Source organism: Azospirillum sp. UFLA03-27 (assembly GCF_059803775.1).
This window is the reverse complement of record NZ_JAUQTX010000544.1, coordinates 1-607: the sequence shown is the minus strand read 5'-3', so window position 1 is coordinate 607 and position 607 is coordinate 1. Positions and strand designations below refer to the sequence as shown.

The following is a 607-nucleotide window of genomic DNA, read 5'->3' as shown; positions in this document are numbered from 1 at the left end:
GGTGATGCCGCGGGCCGCCAGCATCTCCTCGACCATGCGCAGGCTCAAGGGGAAGCGGAAGTAGAGCCACACCGCCGCCGCGATGACCTCGGCGGGGAAGCGGTAGCCGACGTAGCGGGGGTCACGGGGCGTCGTCATGACAACCCTATACCCGCACCCCTGCCGCCCCGCCACCGTGGACTTGACGGTGCCTACGCCAGCTCTACTTCGCCATGATCATGTCGGCCCAGCACCGCGTGCGCCTGCAAACGCCCTTCTTCATCCTGGACGCCACCATCGCGGAGGCGCTCAGGGCGGCGGCGTTGGCGGGCATTGCGGTCGATGTGATGGTGAGCGATCGCGGCGAGGGGCTGAACCAGACGCCATATTGGGCCGCGAACACCTATCTGGCCGAGATCGCGGCCGCCGGGGCGAGGGTTCACATGTACGGAAAAGGCTACTTGCACGCCAAGGCGCTCAGCGTCGACGGCGAGGTCTGCTCCATCGGTTCGGCCAATCTCGACATCCGCAGTTTCAGCATCAATTACGAGCTTAACAGGATGCGGAAAAAGGGCTGTGCACGGCCGGTTGGTCGTGATTCTTTTCGGTTGAGGAGAACACGGCCGAC

The 607-nt window shown here is 64.7% G+C and carries 1 protein-coding gene and 1 pseudogene; one reads left to right on the top strand and one right to left on the bottom strand.

Annotated features, from left to right (window positions below):
* Window positions 1-138: pseudogene (locus tag Q4I23_RS32990) on the bottom strand (IS6 family transposase); the annotation flags it as partial.
* Between the two features lie 74 nt (window positions 139-212).
* On the opposite strand from Q4I23_RS32990, the gene Q4I23_RS32985 reads away from it, so the two are divergent.
* The coding region (locus tag Q4I23_RS32985) for a phospholipase D-like domain-containing protein (RefSeq protein ID WP_498529043.1) at window positions 213-607 on the top strand (395 nt) is incomplete at its 3' end.